The organism is Shinella sp. HZN7 (assembly GCF_001652565.1).
Taxonomy (GTDB): domain Bacteria; phylum Pseudomonadota; class Alphaproteobacteria; order Rhizobiales; family Rhizobiaceae; genus Shinella; species Shinella granuli.
Genome location: NZ_CP015736.1, coordinates 3,855,004 through 3,875,939, shown reverse-complemented (window position 1 = coordinate 3,875,939; position 20,936 = coordinate 3,855,004). Strand labels below are relative to the sequence as shown.

The 20,936-nt window shown below is 65.9% G+C and carries 20 protein-coding genes; 15 read left to right on the top strand and 5 right to left on the bottom strand.

Going from position 1 to position 20,936, the window contains the following annotated elements:
* Positions 1 to 44: 44 nt before the first annotated feature.
* The 4 genes from shn_RS18720 to hemC all read right to left on the bottom strand — a co-directional run bounded on the left by shn_RS18720 (position 45) and on the right by hemC (position 4,699).
* Positions 45 to 1,652, bottom strand: coding sequence for a heme biosynthesis protein HemY (locus tag shn_RS18720; RefSeq protein ID WP_064331761.1), 1,608 nt, complete (start codon positions 1,650 to 1,652; stop codon positions 45 to 47).
* A 13-nt stretch (positions 1,653 to 1,665) separates the two neighbouring features.
* Entirely contained in the window at positions 1,666 to 2,940 is a 1,275-nt protein-coding gene (locus tag shn_RS18715) for a COG4223 family protein (protein ID WP_064331760.1), read from the bottom strand.
* A gap of 98 nt (positions 2,941 to 3,038) precedes the next feature.
* Complete coding sequence (locus tag shn_RS18710; protein ID WP_064331759.1) at positions 3,039 to 3,764, bottom strand: uroporphyrinogen-III synthase; 726 nt, start codon at positions 3,762 to 3,764, stop codon at positions 3,039 to 3,041.
* 5 nt (positions 3,765 to 3,769) lie between these two features.
* A complete protein-coding gene (gene hemC, locus shn_RS18705; protein ID WP_064331758.1) occupies positions 3,770 to 4,699 on the bottom strand; it encodes a hydroxymethylbilane synthase in 930 nt (309 codons plus the stop codon).
* Between the two features lie 73 nt (positions 4,700 to 4,772).
* On the opposite strand from hemC, the gene tsaD reads away from it, so the two are divergent.
* The 5 genes from tsaD to shn_RS18680 all read left to right on the top strand — a co-directional run bounded on the left by tsaD (position 4,773) and on the right by shn_RS18680 (position 8,342).
* Positions 4,773 to 5,867 carry a tRNA (adenosine(37)-N6)-threonylcarbamoyltransferase complex transferase subunit TsaD gene (gene tsaD / locus shn_RS18700; protein WP_064331757.1) on the top strand — a complete coding sequence of 365 codons (1,095 nt, stop codon included), beginning with the start codon at positions 4,773 to 4,775 and terminating at the stop codon, positions 5,865 to 5,867.
* Positions 5,864 to 6,850, top strand: coding sequence for an NAD(P)H-dependent glycerol-3-phosphate dehydrogenase (locus shn_RS18695; protein WP_064331756.1), 987 nt, complete (start codon positions 5,864 to 5,866; stop codon positions 6,848 to 6,850). Before tsaD ends, shn_RS18695 begins: the two co-directional genes overlap by 4 nt.
* Before the next feature lie 34 nt (positions 6,851 to 6,884).
* The gene (locus tag shn_RS18690; protein WP_064331755.1) at positions 6,885 to 7,178 is read left to right on the top strand and encodes a YciI-like protein; all 294 of its coding nucleotides are present in this window, start codon (positions 6,885 to 6,887) and stop codon (positions 7,176 to 7,178) included.
* A gap of 5 nt (positions 7,179 to 7,183) precedes the next feature.
* Positions 7,184 to 7,615, top strand: a complete 432-nt coding sequence (locus shn_RS18685) for an EVE domain-containing protein (RefSeq protein ID WP_064331754.1) — start codon at positions 7,184 to 7,186, stop codon at positions 7,613 to 7,615.
* 64 nt (positions 7,616 to 7,679) lie between these two features.
* Positions 7,680 to 8,342, top strand: coding sequence for a methyltransferase (locus tag shn_RS18680; RefSeq protein ID WP_064331753.1), 663 nt, complete (start codon positions 7,680 to 7,682; stop codon positions 8,340 to 8,342).
* A gap of 15 nt (positions 8,343 to 8,357) precedes the next feature.
* On the opposite strand, the gene shn_RS18675 is transcribed toward shn_RS18680, so the two are convergent.
* Positions 8,358 to 8,816, bottom strand: coding sequence for a hypothetical protein (locus shn_RS18675; protein WP_064331752.1), 459 nt, complete (start codon positions 8,814 to 8,816; stop codon positions 8,358 to 8,360).
* A 300-nt stretch (positions 8,817 to 9,116) separates the two neighbouring features.
* Here shn_RS18675 and sdhC point away from each other — a divergent pair, with 300 nt between their 5' ends.
* The 10 genes from sdhC to shn_RS18625 all read left to right on the top strand — a co-directional run bounded on the left by sdhC (position 9,117) and on the right by shn_RS18625 (position 20,908).
* Complete coding sequence (gene sdhC / locus shn_RS18670) at positions 9,117 to 9,509, top strand: succinate dehydrogenase, cytochrome b556 subunit (RefSeq protein ID WP_064331751.1); 393 nt, start codon at positions 9,117 to 9,119, stop codon at positions 9,507 to 9,509.
* A 10-nt stretch (positions 9,510 to 9,519) separates the two neighbouring features.
* Complete coding sequence (gene sdhD / locus shn_RS18665) at positions 9,520 to 9,900, top strand: succinate dehydrogenase, hydrophobic membrane anchor protein (protein ID WP_064331750.1); 381 nt, start codon at positions 9,520 to 9,522, stop codon at positions 9,898 to 9,900.
* A gap of 6 nt (positions 9,901 to 9,906) precedes the next feature.
* On the top strand, positions 9,907 to 11,748 hold the full coding sequence (gene sdhA, locus shn_RS18660; RefSeq protein WP_064331749.1) for a succinate dehydrogenase flavoprotein subunit: 1,842 nt from the start codon (positions 9,907 to 9,909) through the stop codon (positions 11,746 to 11,748).
* An 18-nt stretch (positions 11,749 to 11,766) separates the two neighbouring features.
* Complete coding sequence (locus shn_RS18655) at positions 11,767 to 12,546, top strand: succinate dehydrogenase iron-sulfur subunit (RefSeq protein ID WP_064331748.1); 780 nt, start codon at positions 11,767 to 11,769, stop codon at positions 12,544 to 12,546.
* 143 nt (positions 12,547 to 12,689) lie between these two features.
* Positions 12,690 to 13,232, top strand: a complete 543-nt coding sequence (locus tag shn_RS18650; RefSeq protein WP_064331747.1) for an AprI/Inh family metalloprotease inhibitor — start codon at positions 12,690 to 12,692, stop codon at positions 13,230 to 13,232.
* A gap of 38 nt (positions 13,233 to 13,270) precedes the next feature.
* A complete protein-coding gene (zapE, locus tag shn_RS18645; protein ID WP_064331746.1) occupies positions 13,271 to 14,464 on the top strand; it encodes a cell division protein ZapE in 1,194 nt (397 codons plus the stop codon).
* Between the two features lie 166 nt (positions 14,465 to 14,630).
* Complete coding sequence (gene mdh / locus shn_RS18640; RefSeq protein WP_064331745.1) at positions 14,631 to 15,593, top strand: malate dehydrogenase; 963 nt, start codon at positions 14,631 to 14,633, stop codon at positions 15,591 to 15,593.
* A gap of 67 nt (positions 15,594 to 15,660) precedes the next feature.
* A complete protein-coding gene (sucC, locus tag shn_RS18635) occupies positions 15,661 to 16,854 on the top strand; it encodes an ADP-forming succinate--CoA ligase subunit beta (RefSeq protein WP_064331744.1) in 1,194 nt (397 codons plus the stop codon).
* 17 nt (positions 16,855 to 16,871) lie between these two features.
* Positions 16,872 to 17,774 carry a succinate--CoA ligase subunit alpha gene (sucD, locus tag shn_RS18630; protein ID WP_064331743.1) on the top strand — a complete coding sequence of 301 codons (903 nt, stop codon included), beginning with the start codon at positions 16,872 to 16,874 and terminating at the stop codon, positions 17,772 to 17,774.
* A 137-nt stretch (positions 17,775 to 17,911) separates the two neighbouring features.
* Positions 17,912 to 20,908, top strand: coding sequence for a 2-oxoglutarate dehydrogenase E1 component (locus shn_RS18625; RefSeq protein WP_064331742.1), 2,997 nt, complete (start codon positions 17,912 to 17,914; stop codon positions 20,906 to 20,908).
* Positions 20,909 to 20,936: the final 28 nt, after the last annotated feature.

The following is a 20,936-nucleotide window of genomic DNA, read 5'->3' as shown; positions in this document are numbered from 1 at the left end:
GCATTGTCCCACGCCGAGGCGATGCCGCTTCGGCCGGACATGCCCTAGAACAGCCGGAAGCCGCTCGTCCCGTCCCGCTTGACGGCGCCTTCCTTGACGCCCGGATCATCCGGCAGGCCGAAGAAGGGGCGCTCCTCTTCCTCCGTGGCCACCGTCTCCCTGACCTTTTCCGGTGTTGCCGCCTTCACCGGCGCAGCCTCCACCACCGTGGCGACGACGACGGGCTTTTGCACGACTTCCACCGTCTCGACCTTTGCGATCTCTTCGACCCGTGCAGCGGGCTTGGCCTCGATGGCAAGCGGCGGCAGGGTGCGGAGCGCCTCGTCAACGGCGGCGGTCGAGCCTTCCTCGATCGGTCCGTCGAGCGGGCTGACCGGCGTCTTCCACTCGAAGGCGTCGAGGCGGCCGGTGACCGGCGAGACGGCCCGCCATTCCGGCGCGGTGATGCCATCGGCCGTCCAGGCCGGATCGCGCGGTGCCTTCAACGCCTGGTTCATCCAGTGGCGGATGCGGCCCTGGTCGCCCGTCTCGGCATCCTCGATGTCGGCGAGCAGCAGGAAGGCGCTTTCGCGGGGCGACAGGCGGGCCGCGGCCTCGGCCTTGCTGCGGGCAAGCGCGAAGTCGCGCGTTTCCAGCGCGGCTTCCGCGACGGCATAGAGCGCTTCGGCATTGTTCGGGCGCATCGCTTCGAGCTTTTCCGCCCGCTTCAGGCGGTCGGTCGCCGAATCGCCGCTGCGCGCACGGACATAGAGTTTCGCGACATCGCCATGGGCCGTGGTCTTCCAGAGTTTTTCCAGGATGGCGGCGGCCTTGCGCAGGTTGTCCTCGCGCAGATAGGCCTTGGCCGCGATGAGGCCGGCGGGCACGAAGGTCTCGTCGAGCTTCAATGCCTGCTGGGCGTCCTCGCGCGCGCCCTTCGGATCGGCATCGAGCCTTGCGGCGGCGCGGGCGGTGAGCAGCACCACCTTGCGGCGGGCATGCGTCTTCTTCTCCTCGGCCGAGCCGGAACGGCCGTCGCCGAGAAGTTTCAGCGCCTCGTCCCAGTCCCCGGCTTCGGAACGGTATTCCAGCGCGGCTTCCGCCGCCCAGGGAAGCTGCGGGGCCTTTTCCGCGGCACGTTCGGCATATTGCCGGGCGGCCTCGTTGGCACCGAGCCGGCGGGCCTCCAGATAGAGGCCGCGCAGGCCGAGTTCGCGCGTTTCCGGATCGTCCGCCATCAGCTCGAATTTCCGGCGCGCGTCGTCATAGCGGCCCTCGATCATCGCCGCCTGCGCCTCGAGCAGGTGGATGAGCGGCTCCTGGTCGGCGCTGAGCAGGCCCTTCGTGCGTCCCAGCATCTTCCGCGCACCGGCGGCATCGCCCGCGCCGGCGGCGATGAGGCCGGTGGAGAGCGCCTGGTAGCCGCGGTCGCGCTTGCGGGCGCGGAAATAGCGCTGGATCGAGTGCGGCGAGGTCCACACGACGCGCACGATCCACCAGGAGAACATCACGGCGGCGACCAGCGAGACGACGAGCGTGGCGGCGACCATCAGGCTCATGTCGGCCCGCTGGCCCTGCCAGATGATGGAAAGCTCGCCGGGACGGTCGGCAAGCCAGGCGAAGCCGGCGGCGAGCGCGAGGACGAAGAGGGCGAAGACCAGAATGCGAATCATGAAGCCTGTCTCCTCAGCCCTGGTTGCCAGCGGCGCCGGTCGTGCCGTTCAGGGCGCCGGAAACGACGGTGCCGATCAGGCCCTCCACGGTGACACGTTCGTCGAGCTTGCGCTTGTAGTCGGCCGCCGCGCTCTGGCCTTTCTCCGGCAGGGTCTGCCATTCGATCTGCGCGCCCTTGAAATCGCCGTTCTGCAGCTTGTTCTCGATGCGCGCGACAATCGCTTCCGGCGTATCGCCCTCGATGCTGCCGACGGGGCGCACGCGGATCGCCGAGGCGGCGCTTGCCATCAGGCGGTTGAAGATGCCTTCGTCGCCTTCGGGCTGGTGCACGGCGTCGAGGATGGCGTCGGCCGTTGCCTGGAAATCGCGCACGAGATCCGAGCGCGACGGTACGCCGATGGCGGCGTGTTCGCGCAGGCCCGCAAGGGACGGATCGTCCGGCGCGATGCTGGCGAAGGCCTCCAGTTCGGCGAGATAGGGGCCGCCGCGATCGATCGCGGTCTTCAGCGCGCTGGCGGCCACGGCCCGCGCCATCTCGATGTCGCTGCGCGGCTCGTCGAGCTTCTGCTCGGCGGCGGCGATGCGTTCGGCAAGCTGGCTTTCCGTCGCGCTGACCGCCTCGGTGGTGCGCGCGATGGCCTCGCGCAGCGCCGCAAGTTCCGTCGTCAGCCGGGTCACGTCGCCTTCGAGCTTGCTGACGGCTTCCGGGCTTGCACCGGCGGCGTCGGTGTTCTCACCTGCCGATCTTTCCAGCGCGGCGATCCGCGTCTCGATCGGCTGGAGATCGACCGGGTTTGCGACCGGGGCTTCGGCCAAGGTTTCGGAAAGCCGCGTCTTCAGGGCCTCCACCTCGTTCGACAGGGTGGAGACGGCGTCGGATTCGCCTGCCCGGTCGGGCCCGAGCGTCGGCAGGTAGCCGCCATATTGCAGGCTGCCGGCGCCCAGGAGCGCGATCAGGCCGCCGAGAATGCCGGCTGCCAGCGTACCGGCATTGCTGCGCTGCGGTGGTGGTGGCGTTTCGGCGCGCACCGGCTCCTCGTAGGTCGTGCGGGCAGGTTCGATCGGCTCGGCCTTTTCCTCGGCGGGCTCGGCGGCGGTTTCAGCCGCCGCGGGGTCCGCCGTTACCGTTTCGGAGGTTTCCGGTACCTGGTTTTCCGGCGTTTCGGTTGTCGCCGCGTCCTCGGCCGCCAGCGCCTCGTCGCTGACGGAGGCGGGAACCGCTTCGAGGTCGATCGTCACGGGTTCGTCGCCTGCCTTCTTGCGACGGGACGGGGTTTCCGGTTCCATGGCGACCTCCTGGCGTTCATGTGCATTGCATTAAACGTAGACAGGGAAGCCAGCGAGGGAAAGACCCTTGCGGCAAATTCCTCCGCCGCCGTCTGCCCTTAGAGCAGATCCAGCAGGCTCTCCTCGTTGGGCGACGAGGCGATGACGGTGGATGCGGCAAAGCGTTGCGGCACGGCTTTGGCGACATTCGCGCTCATGCAGAGCATCAGCGTCGAGAGGAAGCGCTCGGGAATCTCCACGAGCGGGGAAAGCGTGAAGAAGGCCCGCGCGCTTTCGCCGGAATAGAACAGCACGGCATCCGGCACCGGCTTGAGAAGCGCGGCCTCCGCCTCCGTGCGGCGCGGGACGACGGGCACCATGCGGTAGGCCTCCACGGTGCGGAACGGAATGCCGGCTTCGGCGAGGCGCGCCTCGAAGCTGCGCGCGCGCGGCACGCCGGCGAGATAGAGGATCGGTTCGGCCGGCATGCCGAAATCCCGGCAATGCGCGACGATCATGTCGGCAAGGTCCCTGCCGTCGCCGCCGGGGGTGAGCACGGTGCGAAAGCCGGCCGTGCTGGCGGCATCCGCCGAGGCCTGCCCGACCGAGAAGACCGTGGTCAGGAGGTGGCGGTCGATCGCATCGCCGAGACGGCCGAAGAGGCGCGCCACCTCCGCGCTGGTAATGGCGATGGCCGAGTGCCGCTCCGCGAGCGCCGCCTTCACCGCATCAAGATCGTGCTCGGGCTTCGACAGCGGCAGGCAGACGGTCTCGTGGCCCAGCGCCGCGAGCTTGCGGGCGGTGCGGGCCGCCGTCTGTTCCGGGCGAAGGACGAGGACGCGCACGCGGTTCAGCCCCAGCTTTCGAAGAAGTCCGCTCCCGCCTTCTCGCGGATCGCCTGTCCCGCCGCCTCGCCGAGCCGTCCGGCCTCGCTTGCCGGGCCGCTCGTCTCGATCTCGTGGAACCGGCTGCCGTCCGGCGTCAGGATCATGCCGCGGAACTGGAGATGCCCGCCCTCGACCGTCGCATAGCCGGCGATCGGCGTGCGACAGGAGCCGTCGAGCGTGGCAAGGAAGCCGCGTTCGCAGGAGACCGCCGCGCGCGTCGCGCGGTCGTCGATGGCGGCAAGCAGGCTTTCCGTGCCCTTGTCGCCGATGCGGCTCTCGATGCAGATCGCGCCCTGCGCCGGGGCGGGCGGGAAGGAGACGGGATCGAGGATTTCCGTCGGCACGTCGAGCTTGCCGAGGCGTTTCAGGCCGGCATAGGCGAGCAGCGTCGCATCCGCCTGGCCTTCGGCGAGCTTGCCAAGGCGGGTATCGACCTGGCCGCGGAAGACGATGACGTTGAGATCGGGCCGAAGACGCCGGATGAGTGCCTGGCGGCGGAGCGAGGCGGAGCCGACGGTCGCACCCTGCGGCAGGTCGAGCAGGCGCGCGACGCTGCGGCCGATGAACGCATCGCGCACGTCCTCGCGCGGCAGGAAGGCGGAGAGGTGCAGTCCCTCCGGCAGCTTCGTCGGCATGTCCTTGGAAGAGTGCACGGCAAAATCGAGTTCGCCGGAGGAGAGCTGCGCCTCGATCTCCTCGGTGAACAGGCCCTTGCCGCCGATCAGCGCCAGCGAGCGGTCGGTGATGCGGTCGCCCTTGGTCGAGAGCACGACGATCTCGAACATGTCTTCCGGCAGGCCATGGGCCGCCATCAGGCGCGAACGGGTCTCGTAGGCCTGGGCGAGCGCCAGCGGGCTGCCCCGCGTGCCGATCCTGAAAGGTTTTGTTTGCATCCGCCTTGATCCGTTGTTACCGGGATGTCTCGTAACCGGGTTTCCGGCCCATCGCAATCAATCCTAGTGCTTCATGTCGTCCCATCTGACCATTCTGGGCATCGAAACGAGCTGCGACGAGACCGCCGCGGCCGTCGTCGCGCGCGATGCGGAGGGCCGGGGCGATATCCTCGGCGAGGTGGTGCTGAGCCAGCTCGAAGAGCACAGCGCCTATGGCGGCGTGGTGCCGGAGATCGCCGCACGCGCCCATGTGGAAGCGCTCGACAGCCTGATTTCCGAGGCGCTGCTGCGGGCGGGGCGCTCACTTGACGATGTCGATGCCATTGCCGCGACGAGCGGGCCGGGGCTGATCGGCGGGCTCATCGTCGGGCTGATGACCGGCAAGGCGATCGCCCGGGCGACGGGCAAGCCGCTCTATGCCGTCAACCATCTGGAAGGCCATGCGCTGACGGCGCGGCTGACGGACGGGCTCTCCTTTCCCTATCTGATGCTGCTCGTCTCCGGCGGCCATACCCAGCTCGTCCTGGTGCGCGGCGTCGATGACTATGAGCGCTGGGGCACGACGATCGACGACGCGCTCGGCGAAGCCTTCGACAAGACGGCCAAGCTGCTCGGCCTGCCCTATCCGGGCGGCCCGGCGGTGGAGCGCATGGCGAAGACGGGCAACCCCGAGCGGTTCACCTTCCCGCGGCCGCTCGTCGGCGAGGCGCGGCTCGATTTCTCCTTTTCCGGCCTCAAGACGGCGGTGCGGCAGGCCGCGCAGTCGATCGAGCCGGTGACGGAGCAGGACATCGCCGATATCTGCGCCTCCTTCCAGCGCGCCGTCTCGCGCACGCTGAAGGACCGCATCGGCCGCGGCCTCGAACGGTTCCGCACGCTTTTTCCGGATGTCGAGACGCCGGCGCTGGTCGTTGCCGGCGGGGTGGCGGCCAATGCGGAGCTGCGCGCGACCCTGCAGGCGCTGTGCGACAAGCAGAAATTCCGCTTCATCGCCCCGCCGCTGGCGCTGTGCACCGACAATGCGTCCATGATCGCCTGGGCGGGCCTGGAGCGCATGGCGGCCGGTTTCGCGCCCGATGACCTTGCCGTCGCGCCGCGCTCGCGCTGGCCGCTCGACCGCGAGGCGGCGACGGTCCTGGGATCCGGCAAGCGGGGAGCCAAGGCATGAGCAGCACTCCGAGGATCGCCGTCATCGGCGCGGGTGCCTTCGGCACGGCGCTGGCGAGCGTGGCCGCGGCAAGTGCCGGCGACGTCACGCTGATCGGCCGCGACGCGGCGGCCGTCGACCTGATGCGCGCCTCGCGGCGCAACGAAAAGGCGCTGCCCGGCATCGACCTGCCGCCGACCCTTTCCTTCAGCGCCGATGCGGCGGCGATCCGCGGCGCCGGCATCGTGCTGTTCGCCATGCCCTCGCAGGCCCAGCGCGAGGCGGCACGCTCCCTTGCGCCCCTGCTCGCGCCGGGCACGGCCGTGGTGATCTGCGCCAAGGGCATGGAAAAGGGCACCGGGCGGCTGCTGACGGAGGTGCTGGAAGAAGAGCTTCCGGGCCGCGAGATCGCCGTGCTCTCCGGCCCCGGCTTTGCCGCCGACATCGCGAAGGGCCTGCCGACGGCGATGGTGATCGCCGCGCGCACGGCCGAGACCGGCGCCTGGCTGGCGCAGGCCCTTTCCGGGCCGACCTTCCGTCTCTATCCCTCGACCGACCGCATCGGCGTGCAGCTCGGCGGTGCGCTGAAGAATGTGCTGGCGATCGCCTGCGGCATCATCGAGGGGGCCGAGCTTGGCGATTCGGCACGGGCGGCGCTGATTTCACGCGGGCTTGCGGAACTGTCGCGCTTCGTCGCGGCCCATGGCGGGGAGGGCGCCACGGTTACGGGGCTCTCCGGCCTCGGCGACCTCGTGCTGACGGGAACGAGCCACCAGTCGCGCAACCTGCGCTTCGGCATCGCGCTCGGCCGTGATGGCGACGCCGCCGGCTGGTCGGGCGATCTCGTGGAGGGCGCCTTTGCCGCCTCGGTCGCCTCGGGCGTTGCCGCGCAGAAGGGCATCGACATGCCGATCACCGATGCGGTCGCCCGCATCATCGACGGCAGCCTCGACGTGAAGACCGCCATCGGGCAACTGATGACGCGCCCGATCACCCAGGAATGACACAGCGGCCAGGAACAGAAGGAAGGATCGTTTCATGCATTTCGCATTTCTCTGCCAGGACAAGCCCGGCGCGCTGCAGGTGCGCCTCGATACGCGCCCGGATCACCTCGCCTACCTGAACGGCCTCAATGCCGACGGCAAGCTCGTCTTCGCCGGCCCCTTCCTCGGCGATGACGGCAAGCCGACCGGCAGCCTTGTCGTGGTCAAGGCCGAGACGATCGAAGAGGCGCGGCAGATCGCGGAGAACGATCCCTATGCCAAGACCGGCCTCTTCGCTTCTGTCGAGGTGAAGGCCTGGAACTGGGTCTTCAACAATCCGGAGGCCTGATCCGCATGGCATATTGGCTGTACAAGTCCGAACCCTTCAAGTTCTCCTGGGAGAAGCTGAAGTCGAAAGGGGAGGCCGGCGAAGAATGGGACGGCGTGCGCAACTACCAGGCGCGCAACAACATGCGGGCCATGAAGATCGGCGACAAGGGCTTCTTCTACCACTCCAACGAGGGGCTGGAGGTCGTCGGCATCACCGAGGTCTGCGGCCTGTCGCATCCCGATTCGACGGCCGGCGAGGACCCGCGCTGGGATTGCGTCGACATCCGCGCCGTGTGCGACATGCCGAGGCCGGTCTCGCTGAAGGACGTCAAGGCCAACCCGAAGCTCGCCAACATGTCGCTCGTCACCTCCATGCGCCTGTCGGTGCAGCCGGTGACCGAGGACGAATGGATCGAGGTCTGCCGCATGGGTGGTCTCGACAAGCCGCCGCGCTGATGCCGTCTGTTTTTCGCATCGCTTCCTGGGAAAACCGGCTTCCGCCGCTAGGAGCGATCCCCTTGTGAAAACGGATCCTGAGGTCTTCATCCGCGACAATACCGATGTGCTCTCACCGCCGCATGTGCCGGAGGTGACGCTGCATCTTGCCACCGAGGCGCATGACCTCTGGCTGAAGACCGAGGAGGAACTGGAGGAGATCGGCCTGCCGCCACCCTTCTGGGCCTTCGCCTGGGCGGGCGGGCAGGGGCTTGCCCGCCATGTGCTGGATCATCCGGCGCTGGTGGCCGGCACGTCGGTGCTGGATTTTGCCAGCGGCTCCGGCCTTGTCGGCATCGCGGCGCGGCTTTCCGGCGCTGCGGCGGTGCTGGCGGCGGATATCGATCCCTGGAGCAGGACCGCGATCCGCCTGAACGCCGCCCTGAACGGCGTCGACCTCACTTATACTGCCGAAGACATGGTCGGCCGGGACGAGGGCTGGGATGTCGTTCTGGCCGGCGACGTCTTCTATGACCGCGGTTTTGCCGACATGCTCATTCCCTGGTTCTCGGCGCTTGCGGCGCGGGGCGCGCTGGTGCTCGTCGGCGATCCCGGCCGGGCCTATTGCCCGCGCGAGCGCATGGAGGCGCTCGCCATCTATACGGTGCCGGTGACGCGGGCGCTGGAGGACAGCGAGGTCAAGAAGACGACGGTCTGGCGTTTTTGCGAAAGCCCGGCAAGAGCATAACGCTTGTCGTTGCCGTCAGGGGCCCGGGCGGATGACGCAGACGCCGGCTTCCCAGGAACACCCGTTCTGCCCCGGCGTCACCACGATGACCTTCGACCCGCGGTTTTCGACGAGGGGGGCATCGATCAGGTCGTCGTAATAGCGATCCCGGTCGATATAGAAATAGATGCCGTTGCCGGGGTCGCGATAGGCCGAGAGGGCGCCGCCGTAGAAATTGCGGTCCTTGCGCCAGTGGCGGTCGCGATGCCGCTCCACCCGGCGGTCGTCTTGGTCGCGCGGGCGCCAGTCGCGGTGCTCGCGCCGCTCGATGCTGCGGCCGATGAAGCGGCCTTTCGACCAGTCCGCATCGGACTTGTCCGACCAGCCGATATCGGGGCTGCGGTCGCGGGCCGCGGCGGCCGTCATGCCGCCGGCTGCAAGGGCGACCGCAAGCGCTAGAACTTTGGTCGCATGGGACGCTGAAAACAGAGTCATTCTGTCCTGCCTTCCGGATTACGCTTAACAGATCCTTAACGGCAAGATGGGGCAGCGCCCGGCAAAAGTCACGGATTTGGTTATGAATTTTCCCGTTATCGTTAATTGGCGCGGCGCGTCCCGGAATGGCACAAACGCGGCAGGTCGCTTAATCGATTAAATTCATTTTGCACTGCAAGAAGGCTTGTGGTTCCGCTTTCCGGTGATTAAACGTCGCAATCACTGCATTGTGCACAACATACTGCAATTCCGGAGAAAATTTGTCCAGTTTATGGCTCTCCGGGGTTCCGTGAGGTTCAGATGGCGAATGTCACTCGAAGCCGGCCGCTCTCGCCGCATCTCCAAGTCTACAAGCCGATCCCGACGATGGTCATGTCCATCGTGCATCGCATAACCGGTGCCGCCCTTTACTTCGGCACGGTGCTCGTCGCCTGGTGGCTGATCGCCGCCGCCTCGGGCGAGGCCTATTTCGACTGGGTCAACTGGTTCTTCGGCACGCTGATCGGCCGTCTCGTGCTCTTCGGCTATACCTGGGCGCTGATGCACCACATGCTGGGCGGTCTTCGCCACTTCATGTGGGACATGGGCCGCGGCTACGAGAAGCATTTCAACACCAAGCTCGCCATCGTGACCCCGTTCGTCTCCGTCGCCCTGACGGTGCTGGTCTGGGTTGCCGGCTATCTGGCACGCTGAGGAGAGTTTCATGGATATGCGCACTCCCCTCGGCAAGGTTCGCGGCCTCGGCTCGGCAAAGGACGGCACGGAGCATTTCTGGCGCCAGCGCCTGACGGCCGTCGCCAACGTTCCGCTTCTCCTGTTCTTCGTCGGTTTCCTCATCTGCTACAACGGCGCTTCCTATCAGGAGGTGACGGCCGCGCTGTCGCACCCGATCGTCGCCGTCCTCATGGGCCTCGTCGTCGTCTCCGGCCTCATCCACATGAAGCTCGGCATGCAGGTCATCATCGAGGACTACGTGCATGCGGAAGGGGTGAAGATCGCCCTCCTCATGCTCAACACCTTCTTCGCGATCCTGGTCGGCGGGCTCTGTCTTTTCGCCGTCCTCAAAATCGCTTTCGCAGGATAATCCATCATGGCAGCGATCTCCTCCCCGGCGGCCAACGGCAAGGCCTATAATTACGTGGACCATTCCTTCGACGTGATCGTCGTCGGTGCCGGCGGCGCGGGCCTGCGCGCCACGCTCGGCATGGCCGAGCAGGGCCTCAAGACGGCCTGCATCACCAAGGTCTTCCCGACGCGCTCGCACACCGTCGCCGCCCAGGGCGGCATCGCGGCCTCGCTCAGGAACATGACGCCGGACAGCTGGCAGTGGCACCTCTACGACACCGTCAAGGGTTCCGACTGGCTCGGTGATGTCGATGCCATGCAGTATCTCGCCATGGAAGCGCCGAAGGCGGTCTATGAGCTGGAGCACTACGGCGTGCCCTTCTCGCGCAATGCGGAAGGCAAGATCTACCAGCGCCCGTTCGGCGGTCACATGCAGAACTATGGCGAGGGGCCGCCGGTGCAGCGAACCTGCGCGGCCGCCGACCGTACCGGTCACGCCATCCTGCACACGCTCTATGGCCAGTCGCTGCGCAACAACGCGGAATTCTTCATCGAATATTTCGCGCTCGACCTGATCATGTCGGCCGATGGCCGCTGCACCGGCGTCGTCGCCTGGAACCTCGACGACGGCACGATCCACCGCTTCGCGGCCAAGATGGTGGTGCTGGCGACCGGCGGCTACGGCCGCGCCTATTTCTCGGCCACCTCGGCCCACACCTGCACGGGCGACGGCGGCGGCATGATCGCGCGCGCCGGCCTGCCGCTGCAGGACATGGAGTTCGTGCAGTTCCACCCGACCGGCATCTACGGCGCTGGCTGCCTCATCACCGAGGGTGCCCGCGGCGAAGGCGGCTATCTCGTCAATTCCGAGGGCGAGCGCTTCATGGAGCGCTATGCGCCGTCGGCGAAGGACCTCGCCTCGCGCGACGTCGTCTCGCGCTGCATGACGATGGAAATCCGCGAAGGCCGCGGCGTCGGCAAGAACAAGGACCACATCTTCCTGCATCTCGACCATCTCGATCCGGCCGTTCTGCACGAGCGCCTGCCGGGCATTTCCGAGAGCGCGAAGATCTTCGCCGGCGTCGACGTGACGCGCGAGCCGATCCCGGTCCTGCCGACCGTCCATTACAATATGGGCGGCATTCCCACGAATTACTGGGGCGAGGTGCTGAACGCCGACAGCCAGAACCCGGAGCGCATCGCGCCCGGCCTGATGGCGGTGGGCGAGGCGGGCTGCGCCTCGGTGCACGGCGCCAACCGCCTCGGCTCCAACTCGCTGATCGACCTCGTGGTCTTCGGCCGGGCCGCCGCGATCCGCGCCGGCCAGGTGATCGACCGCAACGAGGCGGTGCCGGCGCTGGACGTCGCCGCCTGCGACCGGATCATGGACCGCTTCGATCGCCTCAGGAACGCCAATGGCGGCACGCCGACGGCGATCCTGCGCGACAAGATGCAGCGCACCATGCAGGAAGACGCCGCCGTGTTCCGCACCCAGGAGTCGTTGGAAAGCGGCTGCCGCCGCATGACGGACATCTGGAAGGAACTGCCGGACATCAAGGTCACCGACCGCTCGATGATCTGGAATTCCGATCTCGTCGAGACGCTGGAGCTGGAAAACCTGATGGCCAACGCCATCACCACCGTCTACGGCGCCGAGGCCCGCAAGGAGAGCCGCGGCTCGCATGCCCGCGAGGACTATGCGACCGGCCCGCTCGGCGGCCGCGACGACGTCAACTGGCGCAAGCACACGCTGTCCTGGGTGAACGAGGCGGGCGACGTGACGCTCGACTATCGCCCTGTTCACACCGACCTTATCGCGGACGGGATCGATCCCAAGAAGATCGAGCCCAAGGCCCGCGTCTACTGATCCCGAGGAGAACAGGACATGGTTGAACTCGCTCTCCCGAAAAACTCGCAGATGACCGAAGGCAAGGTCTGGCCGAAGCCGGAAGGCGCCACGAACACCCGTGAGTTCCGCATCTACCGCTGGAACCCCGATGACGGCAAGAATCCGTCGATCGACACCTTCTACATCGACGTCGACGATTGCGGCCCGATGGTGCTCGACGCGCTGCTCTACATCAAGAACAAGATCGACCCGACGCTGACGCTGCGCCGCTCCTGCCGCGAGGGCATCTGCGGCTCCTGCGCCATGAACATCGACGGCACCAACACGCTCGCCTGCACCAAGGGCATGGACGAGATCACGGGTGCGGTGAAGGTCTATCCGCTGCCGCATATGCCGGTCGTCAAGGACCTCGTTCCCGACCTCACGAACTTCTACGCTCAGCACCGCTCGATCGAGCCCTGGCTGAAGACCGTGTCGCCGACGCCGGCGAAGGAGTGGAAGCAGAGCCATGAGGACCGCCTCAAGCTCGACGGCCTCTACGAGTGCATTCTCTGCGCCTGCTGCTCGACGTCCTGTCCGAGCTACTGGTGGAACGGCGACCGTTATCTCGGCCCGGCCGTGCTGCTCCAGGCCTATCGCTGGCTGATCGACAGCCGCGACGAAGCCACCGGCGAACGCCTCGACAACCTGGAAGACCCCTTCCGCCTCTATCGCTGCCATACGATCATGAACTGTGCCCAGGCCTGCCCGAAGGGGCTGAACCCGGCCAAGGCGATCGGCGAAATCAAGAAGATGCTGGTCGAGCGCCGGCTCTGACCCATATGATAGGCATTCATGAAACGTGAGGAGGCGGCCCGGTTATTCGGGCCGTTTCGTCTTGATTCGTGCGGGCGATTCACGTTAATTCGGCGGAAATTGCTGCACAGCAGCAGTATCGGGCAGATATCGGGAGTAACGACATGCGGATTCACCATGTGGCAGGCGGGCTGATGATGGCGCTTGCTCTGGCCGGTTGCCAGCGCACGTCGATGGACAGCGTCAATACCCAGCAGAACATCACGCCGCTGCAGGCCCAGCCGATCGGCAGCGTCTCCTCCAGCCAGCTGCCCGATCCGACGACCGATACCTCGCAGTTCCCCGAAAAGCCGTCGACCGACACGGCAATGGCGACCGGCACGGGTATTGCCGGCGGCGCGGCGGATGCGGCAGCCGCGACGGCGCTCGACGTCACCAAGGAATCCATGGTCGGCAACTGGCGCGTGGCAAGCGGCGCGTCCTCCTGCGACATGTTCCTGACGCTCACCAATCTCGGCAGCGGCTCGCGCGGCGGCACGCGCGGCTGCGCGGGCGAGCTGACGACGATGGGCTCCTGGGAAGTCGCCGGCAAGCAGGTCGTGCTGAAGGACCGCAACGGCAATGCCATCGCCCGCCTCTACAAGACGGCCGATGCCCGTTTCGACGGTTCGACCAATTCCGGCCAGCCCGTCAGCCTTTCGCGCTGAACCCGCCCTGGCGACACCGAAACGGATAAAAGCCGCCCATGGGCAAGGACTGGGACAGTGGATCGACACATCCGGACCATGGCGTCTCGGATAGGCTGCAGGCCCTTGTCCAGAGCGGCGAGCTGAAGCCGGACCCGGCGCAGAAGGCCATGGCCGCGCGTTTCGACCGGCTGCTCGCCGATCTTCATGCCCAGCGTCCGGCCCGCAAGTCCAGCGCGCTCGGCTGGCTCTTCGCTTCGCGGAAACCAGAAACCGTCAGCGCGCCCAGGGGCCTCTACATCCACGGCGGGGTCGGGCGCGGGAAGACCATGCTGATGGACATGTTCTTCGAGCTGGCGCGGGTGAAGCGCAAGCGGCGGGCGCATTTCCATGAATTCATGGCCGATGTGCACGACCGCATCCACAAGCACCGCCAGAAGCTGAAGGCCGGCGAGACCAAGCAGGCCGATCCCGTGCCGCCGGTCGCCGCCAGCCTCGTCGAGGAGGCGCGGCTGCTCTGCTTCGACGAGTTTTCGGTGACGGACATCGCCGATGCGATGATCCTGTCGCGGCTTTTCGGCGAGCTTTTCCAGCGCGGCTGCATTCTGGTCGCGACCTCCAATGTCGAGCCGGACAATCTCTACAGGGACGGCCTCAATCGCAGCCTTTTCCTGCCCTTCGTCGATCTCCTGAAGAAACATGTCGAGATCGTGCCGCTGGATTCGCTGACGGACTACCGCATGGAGAAGGACAGCGGCCTGCCGGTCTTCCGCCATCCGCTCGGCGTCGAGGCCGACATGGCGATGGATGCGGCCTGGCGGCGCGAGACGGCGGGCGGGGCGGCCAAGGCCGAGACGATCTCCTTCCGGGGCCGCAGCATCCCGGTGCCGCAGGCCGTGGGCCGTATCGCACGGTTTTCCTTCGCCGATCTCTGCGAGCGCCCGCTGGGCGCCGCCGATTACCTGGAAATCCTTGCGCACTACGACACGCTCTTCGTCGACCACGTTCCCTTCCTCGGGGCGGAGAAGCGCAACGAGACGAAGCGCTTCATCAATCTCGTCGATACGATCTACGATCATCGCGCCCGGCTCTTCGCCTCCGCCGCGGCGGCGCCGGAAAACCTGCTCGTGACCCGCAAGGGCACGGAAGGTTTCGAATTCGATCGCACGGTCTCGCGCCTCATCGAGATCCGCAGCACGGAATATCTCGCCGATCACAAGGCCCGCTATAGTGAGGATGTGACGAAAGCGTGACGGAAATTCTTACGTTTACGTAAGAATTTTTGTATCTAACCGATTGAAAAGCTTCAGTCCAAAAGTATGTGTTGAATTTTTAACCTGACAAGCGTAAGCCCTTGCGCCGAAAGGTCCCGCAATTGCGACATTGGGGGCCTGTTGATCGGAGCAAGAGGAAGCTTTCATGGCCCGCAAGAAGATCGCACTTATTGGTTCTGGAATGATCGGTGGCACGCTGGCGCATCTCGCCGGCCTGAAGGAACTGGGCGACATCGTCCTCTTCGACATTGCCGACGGCATTCCGCAGGGCAAGGGCCTCGACATCGCCCAGTCCTCGCCGGTCGAGGGTTTCAACGCCTCGCTGACGGGCGCCAGCGACTACGCCGCCATCGAAGGCGCCGATGTCTGCATCGTCACCGCCGGCGTTGCCCGCAAGCCGGGTATGAGCCGCGACGACCTGCTCGGCATCAACCTCAAGGTCATGGAACAGGTCGGCGCCGGCATCAAGAAGTACGCGCCGAACGCCTTCGTCATCTGCATCACCAACCCGCTCGACGCGATGGTCTGGGCACTGCAGAAGTTCTCCGGCCTGCCGAAGAACATGGTCGTCGGCATGGCCGGCGTGCTGGACTCGGCCCGCTTCCGCCTCTTCCTCTCCGAAGAATTCAAGGTGTCCGTGCAGGACGTCACCGCCTTCGTTCTCGGCGGCCATGGCGATACCATGGTGCCGCTCGCCCGTTACTCGACCGTCGCCGGCATTCCGCTGACCGACCTCGTCAAGATGGGCTGGGTCACCAAGGAGCGCCTGGAAGAAATCATCCAGCGCACCCGTGACGGCGGCGCCGAGATCGTCGGCCTGCTGAAGACCGGCTCGGCCTACTATGCCCCTGCCGCTTCGGCGATCGAGATGGCCGAGTCCTACCTCAAGGACAAGAAGCGCGTCCTGCCCGTCGCTGCCCACCTTTCGGGCCAGTACGGCGTCAAGGACATGTATGTCGGCGTTCCCACGATCATCGGCGCCGGCGGCGTCGAACGCATCGTCGAGATCGACCTCAACAAGGCCGAACAGGAAGCTTTCGACAAGTCGGTTGCTGCCGTTGCCGGCCTTTGCGAAGCCTGCATCAACATCGCGCCCGCGCTGAAGTAATCCCGGCTCTTTTGTTTCACGCAATTCCAGCAGGCCCTGCTGGAATTGCTCAGACAGGATTTATCCCATGAACATTCATGAATATCAGGCCAAGGCTCTCTTGAAGAGCTATGGCGCTCCGGTCGCCGAGGGCGTCGCGATCTTCTCCGCCGACGAGGCGGAAGCGGCCGCCAAGTCGCTTCCCGGCCCGCTCTACGTGGTCAAGAGCCAGATCCATGCCGGCGGCCGCGGCAAGGGCAAGTTCAAGGAGCTCGGCCCCGACGCCAAGGGCGGCGTCCGCCTCGCCTTCTCGATCGACGAAGCCAAGGCGCATGCCAGGGAAATGCTCGGCAACACGCTCGTCACCGCGCAGACCGGCGAAGCCGGCAAGCAGGTGAACCGCCTCTATATCGAGGACGGCGCCGACATCGACCGCGAACTCTATCTCTCGCTGCTCGTCGACCGCTCGGTCGGCCAGGTTGCGTTCGTCGTTTCGACGGAAGGCGGCATGGACATCGAGGCCGTCGCCCATGACACGCCGGAAAAGATCCTCACCGTCGCGATCAATCCGGAAGCCGGCGTCACCGCCGACGACCTTGCCAAGCTGACCGCGGCCCTGAAGCTCGAAGGCGAAGCCAAGGCCGACGCGGAAAAGCTCTTCCCGATCCTCTACAAGGCCTTTGTCGAGAAGGACATGAGCCTCCTGGAGATCAACCCGCTGATCGTCATGAAGAACGGCCGCGTGCGCGTTCTCGACGCCAAGGTCTCGTTCGACGGCAACGCGCTGTTCCGCCATGACGACATCAAGGCGCTGCGCGACGAGACCGAAGAGGACGCCAAGGAGATCGAGGCCTCCAAGTGGGACCTCGCCTATGTCGCGCTCGACGGCAATATCGGCTGCATGGTCAATGGTGCTGGCCTTGCCATGGCCACGATGGACATCATCAAGCTCTACGGCAAGGAGCCGGCGAACTTCTGTGACGTCGGCGGCGGCGCCGGCAAGGAGAAGGTCGCGGCGGCCTTCAAGATCATCACGGCCGACCCGAAGGTCGAGGGCATTCTCGTCAACATCTTCGGCGGCATCATGAAGTGCGATGTCATCGCCGAGGGTGTCGTCGCGGCCGTGCAGGAAGTCGGCCTCAAGGTTCCGCTGGTCGTTCGCCTCGAAGGCACGAATGTCGAGCTTGGCAAGAAGATCCTGAACGAATCCGGCCTGGCGATCACCGCCGCCGACGATCTGGACGACGCCGCCAAGAAGATCGTTGCCGCGATCAACGGCTAACTGAAGGACCTGACCTCATGTCGATTCTCGTCAACAAGAACACCAAGGTCCTCGTTCAGGGCCTGACCGGCAAGACCGGCACCTTCCACACCGAGCAGGCGCTCGCCTATTACGGCACGCAGATGGTCGGCGGCATCCACCCGAAGAAGGGCGGCGAAACCTGGACCGGCTCGAAGGGCGAAACCCTGCCGATCTTCGCCTCCGTTGCCGAAGGCAAGGAAAAGACCGGCGCGGACGCATCGGTGATCTACGTGCCGCCGGCAGGCGCCGCGGATGCGATCATCGAGGCGATCGAAGCGGAAATCCCGTTCATCACCTGCATCACCGAAGGCATTCCGGTTGCCGACATGGTGCGCGTCAAGGCCCGCCTCGACCGTTCCGCCTCGCGCCTGCTCGGCCCGAACTGCCCGGGCATCCTGACGCCGGAAGAGTGCAAGATCGGCATCATGCCGGGCTCGATCTTCCGCAAGGGCTCGGTCGGCATCGTCTCGCGCTCCGGCACGCTGACCTATGAAGCCGTGTTCCAGACCTCCAACGAGGGCCTCGGCCAGACCACGGCCGTCGGCATCGGCGGCGACCCGGTCAAGGGCACCGAGTTCATCGACGTGCTGGAGATGTTCCTGGCCGACGACGCCACGACCTCGATCATCATGATCGGCGAAATCGGCGGCTCGGCCGAGGAAGATGCGGCGCAGTTCCTCATCGACGAAGCCAAGAAGGGCCGCAAGAAGCCGATGGCCGGCTTCATCGCGGGCCGCACGGCCCCGAAGGGCCGCACCATGGGCCATGCCGGCGCCGTCGTCTCCGGCGGCAAGGGCGATGCGGAATCCAAGATCGCGGCGATGGAGGCGGCGGGCATCCGCGTTTCGCCTTCGCCGGCGCGCCTTGGCAAGACGCTGGTCGAAGTCCTCAAGGGCTGAGAAACGAAAACGGGGTGGGCCGGCTGAAAATGCCGGCCGATCCGTCTCTTCCCGGCGCGGTGCGCGCCGGGCGGCAAGCCGGGGAGGCCCGGTCAACACGATCGTTCGGGAGGCGGGCGCGGCGCCCGCGAAACACCATGGCACGGCAAGACGCCAACGAACAATTCCTGGCCACGTCCTTCCTCGACGGGGCGAACGCAGCCTATATCGAGCAGCTCTACGCGAAGTACGAGGCCGATCCCGCCTCGCTCGGTGAGGAATGGCAGGCCTTCTTCAAGGCCCTCGAAGACCAGCCCTCCGACATCGTGAAGGCCGCCAAGGGTGCCTCCTGGAAACGCGCGAACTGGCCCATCGCGGCCAATGGCGAGCTCGTCTCGGCGCTCGACGGCAACTGGGGCATTGTCGAGAAGGTCCTGGAAAAGAAGGTGCAGGCAAAGGCCGAGGCCGTTGCGGCCCAGACCGGCACGCCCGTCAACCAGGCCGACGTCAACCAGGCGACGCGCGATTCCGTGCGCGCCATCATGATGATCCGCGCCTACCGCGCGCGCGGCCACCTGCACGCCAAGCTCGATCCGCTCGGCCTTGCCGTTCCCGTCGAGGACTATAACGAGCTTTCGCCCTCGAACTACGGTTTCGAGGAGAAGGATCTCGACCGCAAGATCTTCATCGACAACGTGCTCGGCCTCGAATATGCGAGCGTGCGCGAAATGGTCGAGATCCTGGAGCGCACCTATTGCTCGACGATCGGCGTCGAGTTCATGCACATCTCCAACCCGGAAGAGAAGGGCTGGATCCAGGAGCGCATCGAGGGCCCGGACAAGGGCGTCGACTTCACGCCCGAGGGCAAGAAGGCGATCCTGCAGAAGCTGATCGAGGCGGAAGGCTTCGAGCAGTTCATCGACGTCAAGTACAAGGGCACCAAGCGCTTCGGCCTCGATGGCGGCGAGTCCCTCATCCCGGCGCTGGAGCAGATCATCAAGCGCGGCGGCCAGCTCGGCCTCAAGGAAATCGTGCTCGGCATGGCCCACCGCGGCCGCCTCAACGTGCTCACCAACGTGATGGCCAAGCCCCATCGCGCCGTCTTCCACGAGTTCAAGGGCGGCTCCTACGCGCCGGACGACGTGGAAGGCTCGGGCGACGTGAAGTACCATCTCGGCGCCTCCTCGGACCGCGAGTTCGACGGCAACAAGGTGCACCTGTCGTTGACCGCCAACCCCTCGCACCTTGAAATCGTCAACCCGGTCGTCATGGGCAAGGCCCGAGCCAAGCAGGACCAGATGGCGACCGTCTTCGAGGGCGACATCATTCCGCTGCGCGAGCGCGTCAAGGTCATGCCGCTGCTGCTGCATGGCGATGCTGCCTTCGCGGGCCAGGGTGTCGTTGCCGAAATCCTCGGCCTGTCGGGCCTGCGCGGCCACCGCGTCGCCGGCACGGTGCATGTCATCATCAACAACCAGATCGGTTTCACCACGAACCCGGCCTTCTCGCGCTCCTCGCCCTATCCGTCGGATGTGGCGAAGATGATCGAGGCGCCGATCTTCCATGTGAACGGCGACGATCCGGAAGCGGTGACCTATGCCGCGAAGGTCGCGACCGAATTCCGCATGAAGTTCCACAAGCCCGTCGTGCTGGATATCTTCTGCTATCGCCGCTTCGGCCACAACGAAGGCGACGAGCCGGCGTTCACCCAGCCGAAGATGTACAAGGCGATCCGCGCGCACAAGACCGTGGTCAACCTCTATGGTTCGCGCCTCATCGGCGAGGGCGTGATAAGCGAGGGCGAGTTCGAGAAGATGAAGGCCGACTGGCGCGCCAATCTCGAACAGGAATTCGAGGCCGGCCAGTCCTACAAGCCGAACAAGGCCGACTGGCTGGACGGCGCCTGGTCGGGCCTGCGCTCGGCCGACAACCAGGACGAACAGCGTCGCGGCAAGACCTCCGTGCCGATGAAGCAGCTCAAGGAGATCGGCCGCAAGATCGCGACGATCCCGGAAGGCTTCAAGGCGCACAAGACCATCCAGCGGTTCATGGACAACCGCTTGCAGATGGTCGAGACGGGCGAGGGCATCGACTGGGCGATGGCGGAAGCGCTGGCCTTCGGCACGCTCTGTGTCGAGGGCACGAAGATCCGCCTGTCCGGCCAGGATTGCGAACGCGGCACCTTCTCGCAGCGCCACTCGGTGCTCTACGACCAGGAGACCGAGGACCGCTACATCCCGCTCGCCAACCTCTCGCCGACCCAGGCGCGCTACGAGGTCATCAACTCGATGCTCTCGGAAGAAGCGGTGCTCGGTTTCGAATACGGCTATTCGCTGGCCCGTCCGAACGCGCTGACCCTCTGGGAAGCCCAGTTCGGCGACTTCGCCAACGGTGCGCAGGTCGTCTTCGACCAGTTCATCTCGTCGGGCGAACGCAAGTGGCTGCGCATGTCCGGCCTCGTCTGCCTCTTGCCGCACGGCTATGAAGGCCAGGGTCCGGAACACTCCTCCGCCCGCCTCGAACGCTGGCTGCAGATGTGCGCCGAGGACAACATGCAGGTCGCCAATGTCACGACGCCGGCGAACTATTTCCACATCCTGCGCCGTCAGGTGAAGCGCGACTTCCGCAAGCCGCTGATCATGATGACGCCGAAGTCCCTGCTGCGCCACAAGCGCGCCGTCTCCTCGCTGTCGGAAATGGCGGGCGAAAGCTCGTTCCACCGCCTGCTCTGGGACGATGCCGAGGTCATCAAGGACGGCCCGATCAAGCTGCAGAAGGACGCTAAGATCCGCCGCGTCGTGATGTGCTCGGGCAAGGTCTATTACGACCTTCTGGAAGAGCGCGAAAAACGCGGCATCGACGATGTCTACCTGCTGCGTCTCGAACAGCTCTATCCGTTCCCGGCCAAGGCGCTGATCAACGAACTGTCGCGCTTCCGCAATGCCGAGATGGTCTGGTGCCAGGAAGAGCCCAAGAACATGGGTGGCTGGGCGTTCATCGACCCCTATCTCGAATGGGTGCTCGCCCATATCGACGCCAAGTACCAGCGCGTGCGCTACACCGGCCGTCCGGCCGCTGCCTCGCCGGCGACGGGCCTGATGTCGAAGCACATGGCGCAGCTCGCCGCCTTCCTCGAGGACGCGCTGGGCGGTTGATCCGCCCGGCTTCCCAGTAACCACGATA

Coding starts and splice junctions, on each gene's coding strand:
- shn_RS18690 (WP_064331755.1), top strand. CDS start 6,885: ATGCATTTCGCATTTCTCTGCCAGGACAAGCCCGGCGCGCTGCAGGTG.
- tsaD (WP_064331757.1), top strand. CDS start 4,773: ATGTCGTCCCATCTGACCATTCTGGGCATCGAAACGAGCTGCGACGAG.
- sdhD (WP_064331750.1), top strand. CDS start 9,520: ATGGATATGCGCACTCCCCTCGGCAAGGTTCGCGGCCTCGGCTCGGCA.
- hemC (WP_064331758.1), bottom strand. CDS start 4,699: ATGCAAACAAAACCTTTCAGGATCGGCACGCGGGGCAGCCCGCTGGCG.
- shn_RS18695 (WP_064331756.1), top strand. CDS start 5,864: ATGAGCAGCACTCCGAGGATCGCCGTCATCGGCGCGGGTGCCTTCGGC.
- shn_RS18650 (WP_064331747.1), top strand. CDS start 12,690: ATGCGGATTCACCATGTGGCAGGCGGGCTGATGATGGCGCTTGCTCTG.
- shn_RS18715 (WP_064331760.1), bottom strand. CDS start 2,940: ATGGAACCGGAAACCCCGTCCCGTCGCAAGAAGGCAGGCGACGAACCC.
- shn_RS18685 (WP_064331754.1), top strand. CDS start 7,184: ATGGCATATTGGCTGTACAAGTCCGAACCCTTCAAGTTCTCCTGGGAG.
- sdhA (WP_064331749.1), top strand. CDS start 9,907: ATGGCAGCGATCTCCTCCCCGGCGGCCAACGGCAAGGCCTATAATTAC.
- shn_RS18720 (WP_064331761.1), bottom strand. CDS start 1,652: ATGATTCGCATTCTGGTCTTCGCCCTCTTCGTCCTCGCGCTCGCCGCC.
- shn_RS18655 (WP_064331748.1), top strand. CDS start 11,767: ATGGTTGAACTCGCTCTCCCGAAAAACTCGCAGATGACCGAAGGCAAG.
- zapE (WP_064331746.1), top strand. CDS start 13,271: ATGGGCAAGGACTGGGACAGTGGATCGACACATCCGGACCATGGCGTC.
- shn_RS18675 (WP_064331752.1), bottom strand. CDS start 8,816: ATGACTCTGTTTTCAGCGTCCCATGCGACCAAAGTTCTAGCGCTTGCG.
- sdhC (WP_064331751.1), top strand. CDS start 9,117: ATGGCGAATGTCACTCGAAGCCGGCCGCTCTCGCCGCATCTCCAAGTC.
- shn_RS18625 (WP_064331742.1), top strand. CDS start 17,912: ATGGCACGGCAAGACGCCAACGAACAATTCCTGGCCACGTCCTTCCTC.
- sucC (WP_064331744.1), top strand. CDS start 15,661: ATGAACATTCATGAATATCAGGCCAAGGCTCTCTTGAAGAGCTATGGC.
- mdh (WP_064331745.1), top strand. CDS start 14,631: ATGGCCCGCAAGAAGATCGCACTTATTGGTTCTGGAATGATCGGTGGC.
- sucD (WP_064331743.1), top strand. CDS start 16,872: ATGTCGATTCTCGTCAACAAGAACACCAAGGTCCTCGTTCAGGGCCTG.